At 46.7% G+C, this 8,014-nt stretch carries 5 protein-coding genes; all 5 read left to right on the forward strand.

Annotation, left to right across the window (positions count from 1 at the left end; all coding sequences use genetic code 11):
* The first annotated feature begins 316 nt into the window (after window positions 1-316).
* Entirely contained in the window at window positions 317-3,478 is a 3,162-nt protein-coding gene (locus tag V7K85_RS14670) for an efflux RND transporter permease subunit (RefSeq protein ID WP_334814378.1), read from the forward strand.
* A gap of 315 nt (window positions 3,479-3,793) precedes the next feature.
* On the forward strand, window positions 3,794-4,270 hold the full coding sequence (locus V7K85_RS14675) for a hypothetical protein (RefSeq protein WP_334814379.1): 477 nt from the start codon (window positions 3,794-3,796) through the stop codon (window positions 4,268-4,270).
* A gap of 264 nt (window positions 4,271-4,534) precedes the next feature.
* Window positions 4,535-4,921 (forward strand): endonuclease domain-containing protein, encoded by a 387-nt coding sequence (locus V7K85_RS14680; protein ID WP_334814380.1) that lies wholly within the window; start codon window positions 4,535-4,537, stop codon window positions 4,919-4,921.
* A gap of 211 nt (window positions 4,922-5,132) precedes the next feature.
* The gene (locus tag V7K85_RS14685; RefSeq protein ID WP_334814381.1) at window positions 5,133-5,348 is read left to right on the forward strand and encodes a hypothetical protein; all 216 of its coding nucleotides are present in this window, start codon (window positions 5,133-5,135) and stop codon (window positions 5,346-5,348) included.
* A gap of 81 nt (window positions 5,349-5,429) precedes the next feature.
* A partial coding sequence (locus V7K85_RS14690) for a HEAT repeat domain-containing protein (protein WP_334814382.1) occupies window positions 5,430-8,014 on the forward strand: 2,585 nt, incomplete at its 3' end.

Consider the following 8,014-nt stretch of genomic DNA (forward strand, 5'->3'; position numbering starts at 1 on the left):
ATTCAGAAGTCAGAATGCAAGACGCTGATTGCGCGGCATCGTCTCCCCTTCTCCCAAAGGGAGATGACTCGCTCTAAGCGTACTCCTGCAAAGAAGCAAGCTACGCCTAGCGTCTGGTAAAGAAACTATGTCGCAGACTTTACGCTGCGCTATCAGTGGAGGATTCAGACTCTTTGATCTCAGATGTTGAATCCAAAATCGTTCGACTGAGCGACTTGTACCGAGCGTACTCCTACGGAGAAGCAAGCTACGCGCAGCGTCTCGCAGAGAAGTCGAGGTAAGTCGAAGTCCAAAATCTAAAATCTAAAATTTCCCGATGTCCTTTAATATCTCAGCTTGGTCGATTAAAAAACCTGTTCCCACGATAGTTTTATTTTTAATTTTAACAGTAATAGGTTGGTTCTCCTTCATATCCTTGGGGATTGATACTAACCCAAATATTGATGTACCAACAGTTTTGATCAAAGTCACCCAACCGGGTGCAGGCCCAGCAGAACTAGAATCCCAAGTGACGAAAAAAATTGAAGATGCCGTCGCGGGGTTGGGCAATATCGATTTTATGATTTCCACTGTCAGTGATGGGAATTCTCAGACGACAATCAATTTTATTTTGGGTACAAATAGCGATCGCGCCACTAATGATGTCCGCAATGCGATCGCTCAAATTCGCCAAGACCTACCCCAAGACATCAACGATCCAATTGTGGAACGCCTGGAATTTTCCGGCGGCCCGGTGATCACCTACGCAGTTAAATCAGATCAGCGTTCTGTAGAAGAATTAAGCAACCTCGTAGATCAAACCATTAGCCGCGCCTTATTAGGAGTTCGTGGTGTGGCACAAATTCAGCGTGTGGGTGGGGTTGACCGAGAAATTCGGATTAACCTTAATCCAGACCGCTTACAATCTCTAGCTATCACTGCCACCCAGGTAAACGACCAAATCCGCGCTTTGAACATTAACTTACCTGGCGGACGTGCCGAAGTTGGTGGTAGCGAACAAAGTATCCGCACCTTAGGGAGTGCCACCAGTGTGGATATTTTGAAAACCTACGAAATCCTCTTACCACAAGGTGGTTCCGTACCCTTATCCAGCTTGGGAACCGTAGAAGATAAATTTGGCGACGTGCGCCAAGCCGCCCGCTTGAATAATCAACCCGTGGTAGCTTTTCAAGTATTGCGTAGTACTGGCAGTGTTCTGGTAACTGTGGAAGAGGGAGTGAAAGCAGCAGTCAAACAACTGGAAAAAACACTTCCTCCAGATGTCAAGCTAGATTTAATTTTTACTAGAGCCGATATTGTCCGCCAATCCTACCAAAGCACCATTGATGAATTGGTTCAAGCTTCGGTGCTGGCGGTGATCGTTATTTTAGTGTTTTTGCGGGACTGGCGAGCAACATTAATTACGGCTGTTGCCTTGCCACTATCAATAATTCCTACCTTTGCAGTGCAGCAAGCCCTTGGTTACACACTCAACAACATGACTTTGTTGGCATTAGCGCTGGCGGTGGGCAACTTGGTAGATGATGCCGTTGTGGAAATTGAAAACATGGAACGGCACATGGCTATGGGCAAGTCAGCTTGGTCAGCTGCTTTTGATTCTTCTGACGAAGTAGGATTAGCGGTAATAGCAAGTTCAGCGACGATTATTGCCGTGTTTCTGCCCGTTGCCTTTATGGGTGGGATTCCGGGGCAGTTTTTCCAACCATTTGGCGTTACCGTTGCCGTTTCCACAATTTTCTCAACTCTTGTAGCGCGGATGGTTACGCCGATGATGGGGGCGTATCTCTTAAAGGAGGAGAGTAGAGGGGTAGGGGGGCAGAGGGGCAGGGGAGCAGAGGAGCAGGGGAGCAGGGGAGTAATAAAATTATTTAATTTCAAATTTACACTTCCAGGTAGCAAGAATGGAAGCAGAAAACTCAGAACACAGAAGCGTCGCGGCTTTCAACCTTATAGATCACTCCTAGAGTGGGCGTTACGCCATAGATTGACAACAATGGCGATCGCCTTAGCTTTCTTCCTTGCCAGTCTGATGCTGGTTCCCTTAATTCCCAAGGGTTTCGTTGATGATGGCGACTTCGGAATTTCCAACGTATCTATAGAATTAGCTCCTGGTTCCACCTTAGAAGACGTTAACAAGGTAGTCACACAAGCGACTGACATCATTCGGCAAAACCCAGTAGTTGAAAGGGTATTAGCAACCGAAGAGATCAATTCTGCAACCCTTGCGATTAATCTCAAACCCAGAGAAGAACGGAATATTTCCCAAAAACAGTTTGAGGAACAAGTACGCCCTTCCTTTGAGCAAATACCAGGAGCGAGAATTAGTTTCCAAAGTCAGTCACCAGGTGACAGTGGCAAAGGTTTATCAATTGTCCTGAGAAGTGAAAATCCCCAAGCCTTGAATCAAGCTGCTGATGCCCTAGAAAAGCAGATGCGATCCATAGCCGGATTGGTAGAAGTGTCTTCGACTGCGAGTTTGGTCAAACCAGAGATTTTAGTAATTCCTAACCCGCAACGGGCAGCAGATTTGGGGGTGACAGTGCAAGCGATCGCTCGGACTGCTTCCCTTGGCACTATCGGCGACAATGATGCTAACTTGGCAAAATTTAATTTGAGCGATCGGCAAATCCCGATTCGTGTGCAAATCGACCCGAAAGCGCGTGCCGACATCAACACAATTACAAATCTGCAAGTCCCCAGTCAAAATGGCAGATTGATTCCCCTGGTAGCAGTTGCAGATATCCGCTTTGGTAGCGGCCCTGCTACCATCAACCGCTACGATCGCGCCCGTCAAGTTGCTGTAGAAGCCAACTTGCAAGGGATTTCTTTGGGACAGGCAGTCCAGACAATCAACAAACTACCTGTGATGCAAAACTTACCGCCAGGAGTAGTACAGCAACCTTCAGGCAGTGCCAAAATTATGCAAGACATTTTCGGTCGCTTTGGCGGTGCATTAGGGCTGGCATTAATGTGTATCTATGCAATTCTGGTGCTGCTGTATAACAACTTCCTCCATCCATTGTCGATTATGGCAGCCTTGCCCTTTTGTTTAGGCGGCGCACTAACAACGTTGATGCTTGCCCAAAAACCCTTGGGGCTTTATGCCCTGATTGGGATCATCCTGCTGTTGGGGATTGTCACCAAAAACTCAATTCTGTTAGTGGACTATACAATCATCAACATCCAAGAAGGCAAAACCCAGCGTCAGGCACTCGTAGAATCGGGCGTGTCACGTCTGCGCCCGATTCTCATGACTTCTCTAGCAACGATCGCCGGGATTCTGCCCCTAGCATTAGGAATTGGCGCGGGTTCTGAAGTTCGCCAACCAATGGGAATTGCGATTATCGGCGGTTTCACAACTTCCACCCTACTAACACTGGTGGTAGTGCCAGTCATATTTAGCTACATTGACAACTTCCAGAATTGGATTAAGCATATATTGCGCTATGGCTTTGGTAAGAAACCACAGCGCCCATAATGCCCACTCAATTTTGGATTTTATCGCGCTTCTCGGCTAGGTTTAAGCGTAAGTTTTACCCCTCCCTAACCCTCCCCTTGTCAAGGGGAGGGAACTAGATTTCATGTTTCCCCCCTTGACAAGGGGGGATTAAGGGGGGTAATTCGACTTGTGTGTACATCGTAGCCCTTTAGGAGAGAGGTTAATTTCCCCATTACCCATTACCCCTTATTCCCAGAGGGGGCCCCACCTTCCCCACTCCCCATTCCTTAAGACTGTGCGATCGCATTTACCAATGGGAATCATAACAAACAGATTCACCAGGGTAAATAACCAATGGCTTACCAAAACATTACCGCTTCCCTTTCCCCAGCAGATATCCAAGAAATTAAAGCAGCCTTTGCAACTATCCAAGCAAAGATGCCTTTTCTTGTTACCCTCAGTGCAGAAGAACGACGCAACTTATTTAAGATGGGCGATAAAAGACTAGCTTTTGTCAACACTAGCCTGATTGCTGCCCAGACTAACCGAGAAATTTTACCAGCCAGCTTCGATGTAGATGAGTTTGTACGAGATTATCAATTAGCAGCGACGCTTACTGAACTTTTGATTGGATTGCGACAACTAACAGAACAAGTAGATGATACCTTAATGGCAGTTGGCAGCGAAGCAATGGGCAGCAGTTTGACAGTTTATGATTACGTAAAGACAGCTGATAAGAAAACTCCAGGGTTAAAAACTCTTGCTGAACAATTAGGCGATCGTTTTAAAGCTATTAAAAGGAAACCTGCTAAAGCTGCTGTCGATTCTTAAAGGATTTTTTAAAAGCCTTTAGTGATGTAGCAAAACGTTTTAGATCCCCCTAAATCCCCCTTAAAAAGGGGGACTTTGATTCTAGTTCCCCCCTTTTTTAAGGGGGGTTAGGGGGGATCAAAACGTTAACTGAACCCTATTGCCTTAAAAAGGGTGACTTTGACTCCGGTTCCCCCCTTTTTTAAGGGGGGTTAGGGGGGATCTCGAACGACTATACACCTTAACCGAGCAGTATTGGGTAGGGAGTATAAATACTATGAAAATATGACAAATAAACTCAATAGCAGCAATCACCATTTACCTTACAATCCAAAGCTTGTAGAAAGAGCGAAAGAACTTCGTAAAAATATGACCCCAGCAGAAAAAAAGCTGTGGTATGAATATTTGAGAAATTTTCCATTTCGGGTTTTAAGACAACGACCGATTAATCATTTCATAGTTGATTTCTACTGTCCTACTTTAAAAACAGTGATTGAAGTTGATGGGGATAGCCATTTTACAGATGAAGGCCAAGATTATGATCTGGAGAGAACAAACATTTTGGAAGGCTATGGTTTAAAGATTATTAGGTTTACAAATAGTCAAGTTTTAAATCACTTTGATAGTGTGTGTAAGCAGATACAGCGTCTGATCCCCCCTAGCACCCCTTAAAATGCTACGGTGTACACACAAGTCTTCTGGGGTTGTGCCACAAGCTTTTAATCCCCCCAACCCCCCTTAAAAAGGGGGGCAAAAAGCTCTTAAAGTCCCCCTTCTTAAGGGGGATTTAGGGGGATCTAAAACGTTTTGCTACCGAGGAGAGGACTTTTCAAATATCCTCTTAACCGAATCGTATTAAGAGTCTCCTAATTTGCAAAACGAGATGTATCTTTTGGTCAATGAACCTCAAAGCTTCGCCGATGAACCTCAGAACTTCGCCGATGAACCTCAGAGCTTCGCTGATAAACCTCAGAGCTTCGCCGATGAACCTCAAAGCTTCGCCGATGAACCTCAAAGCTTCGCCGATGAACCTCAAAGCTTCGCCGATGAACCTCAAAGCTTCATTAATGAGTCTTTAATACTCGCTCACCACTATTAAAGGCTCTAAATCGGGAATTAGGAATTGCAAGGTTGTTATTATACCCATAGCCGCGTGTAATCTGCCACTTTGCCCCCAATTATGCTCACCACACCCCACCACAGCAGCAAGCTCTCGCTCTTTTTCCTTTTCTGTTTCACCCTACTCCTGACTTTTCTCCTCTCTCTCTCTTGGGTTAACGCCAAAGAAACCCCCAAACTCAAACCGCAACAGTGGCAGATTGACGGTATATCAGCAGCCCTTGATGATGGATACGACAAAATTAAGGGATATGCTCTCGATCAATTAGCTGAATATAATCTGAAAGATTTAAAATCCTTGGGCAAGAAACCAGAAGAAATTGCTCAAAAAGCTGCCAAAATCCTCAAGGATGAAAAGGTGGACGCCAACGTTCGTTATGGTGCGGCATCGGGATTGGGCAAGCTGGGACAAGCGGCGGCTAACTACGTCCCTGACATCGCCAAAATCCTCAAGGATGAAAAGGTTTCCGCCAACGTTCGTTTAAGTGCGGCAGTGGCATTGGGCAACCTGGGACAAGCGGCGGCTAACTACATCCCTGACATCGCCAAAATCCTCAACGATGAAAAGGTGGACGCCAACCTTCGTTCAAGTGCGGCATCGGCATTAGGCAAGCTGGGACAAGCGGCGGCAAACTACGTCCCTGACATCCTCAATTTCCTCAAGGATGAAAAGGTGAACGCTAGCTTTCGTCATGATGCGGCAGTGGCATTGGGCAACCTGGGACAAGCGGCGGCTAACTACGTCCCTGACATCGCCAAAATCCTCAAGGATGAAAAGGTGGAGGCCTACGTTCGTTCAGGTGCGGCAGTGGCATTGGGCAACCAGGGACAAGCGGCGGCTAACTACATCCCTGACATCGCCAAAATCCTCAAGGATGAAAAGATGGACGCCAACGTTCGTTCAGGTGCGGCATTGGCATTGTGCAACCTGGGACAAGCGGCGGCTAACTACGTCCCTGACATCCTCAATTTCCTCAAGGATGAAAAGGTTCAGGTTCAGATTGCCGTCTACGTTCCTTATAGTGTGGCATTGGCATTGGGCAACCTGGGACAAGCGGCGGCTAACTACGTCCCTGACATCTTCAATTTACTCAAGGATGAAAAGGTGGAGGCCTACGTTCGTTCAGGTGCGGCAGTGGCATTGGGCAACCTGGGACAAGCGGCGGCTAACTACGTCCCTGACATCGCCAAAATCCTCAAGGATGAAAAGATGGACGCCAAGGTTCGTTCAGGTGCAGCATCGGCATTGGGCAACCTGGGACAAGCGGCAGCTAACTACGTCCCTGACATCCTCAATTTCCTCAAGGATGAAAAGGTGAACGCTAGCTTTCGTCATGATGCGGCAGTGGCATTGGGCAACCTGGGACAAGCGGCAGCTAACTACGTCCCTGACATCCTCAATTTCCTCAAGGATGAAAAGGTTTCCGCCTACGTTCGTTCAGGTGCGGCATCGGCATTGGGCAACCTGGGACAAGCGGCGGCTAACTACGTCCCTGACATTCTCAATTTCCTCAAGGATGAAAAGGTTTTCGACAACATTCGTTCAGGTACGGCATCAGCATTGGGCAACCTGGGACAAGCGGCAGCTAACTACGTCTCTAACATCCTCAATTTCCTCAAGGATGAAAAGATGGACGCCAACGTTCGTTATGATACGGCATCGGCATTGGGCAAGATCAGAAAACTGGAGTTAAAGGAAGTTATTGTAATTCTGAATAATTTTTATGAACCTGGTTATTCAGGATATCTAAATTGGCGTTTTCTAACTTATTTCCTGAGTGGTGGCACTGAGGAGGTGAAAACTCTACTAAAATGGCTTGGCTCTCCTCAAGTAGTTCCTGAGAAACTCACACACGATGAAGGCGTCAAAACCCTCAACGTATTCCTGCAAGTTTGGAATAGTGGTCAGGGACTAGAACGCTTACGCAACGACTTAGCCAAGCAAATTTCAGAAGTTGCCGCTAACAAAAACGTTCCTTGGAAATTACAAGATATTGTCTTACTGCAAAGCCATTACAACAACCTCAAAAAAGTCAACTCCACCAATGCTAATGCGGTGCAGTCAGCAATAGACAAACTGGAGGGGTGGCGGTGGTTTGTCAATAGCAGAAACACCATCCTCATTCATGCTGCCTTTTGGCTAGCTCTGATCTTTGCCTACCCCAAATTTCCCCAAGTCCAAGCCATCTTCTTCTGGAACCCGTGGGTACGCCGAATTCTCGGTATCGGCTATGTCGGCTTTCTCCTCACCTGGGTTCCCTTCCTGCGCCGCAAACTCTTTGAGCCGTTCCAGCCTTCTCTATTAGCCGATGCCGGTTTAGATAACTTTAATGACAAAACATACTTCCCAGAGTCCAGAATTAAAATTCCCAATTCCAAAGAAATCCTCCCTGTCACCACAGCCCTACCCAGTATCAAAGGGCAAATAGTCTTAGAAGGCGATTCTGGTTTAGGCAAGTCGATGTTTTTGCGCCATCTTGTCAAAAACTCCCAGCGAATTCTTGTCTATCTCCCTGCCCAAAAGTGTAATAAAGGCGTAATTGAAGCCATCCAAGACAAGCTACACGGCCAAGCCCAAGATGCCGGCTTCCTGAAAAACCTGATTTACAGTGGCGCGATAGATATCTGCATCGACGGACTCAACGA

Source organism: Nostoc sp., assembly GCF_036917615.1.
Lineage (GTDB): Bacteria > Cyanobacteriota > Cyanobacteriia > Cyanobacteriales > Nostocaceae > Nostoc.